This window comes from Candidatus Edwardsbacteria bacterium (assembly GCA_031082425.1).
Lineage (GTDB): Bacteria > Edwardsbacteria > AC1 > AC1 > EtOH8 > UBA2226.
Window position 1 is genome coordinate 1 of sequence record JAVHLB010000022.1, and the last position, 604, is coordinate 604.

The following is a 604-nucleotide window of genomic DNA, read 5'->3' on the forward strand; positions in this document are numbered from 1 at the left end:
CCCTGGGCAGCTGGTATTTGAAAGTGGTCTGCCCCCTTGACGGGTTGGGATAGGCGCCGTTAAGGGCATAAATGGCCGGCAGAGCAGATGACGGATTGCCCGCCACCCCCGAGGGCCCGATGGCCTTGAAGCTATAAGTACTGCTTATGCTCTGGTGGTCCAGCATGTCGGTTGCCTTGAGGTAATAGCTGACCGACAGGGTCTCGTCGGTGGCCGGATTTATCTCCGGTATGCTGTCCCTTAAAGAGTCAGCTGTCGTGAACATCGCCGTACTGTCCCAGGCTCCTCCGTTGAACTGGGTGAACATATAGGCAGACTTGATGCCGCTCAGGTCATATACCTTGCTTGTCACCTCGTACGGGCCGTAGGGTGCGCTGGGATCGTCGGTCAGAACCGTGACATACTGGATGTCCGGAGCCGTGGTGTCTATCCCAAAGGTCCGGCAGGCCGAATAGGTCCCAAAATTCCCGGCCGCATCGTAGGCCATCACCCGCCAGTAGTATTGACCTTCCGACAAGTTGAAGCTATCCAGCAGGGTATTTGTGGTATCTTCGATGATGGGCGAGGCGAAGCTATTGTTGGTATCCAGCTGGATCACGTAAGA

At 56.1% G+C, this 604-nt stretch carries 1 protein-coding gene; it reads right to left on the bottom strand.

Annotation, left to right across the window (positions count from 1 at the left end):
• The coding region (locus RDU76_11930) for a hypothetical protein (GenBank protein MDQ7799630.1) at positions 1–604 on the bottom strand (604 nt) is incomplete at both ends.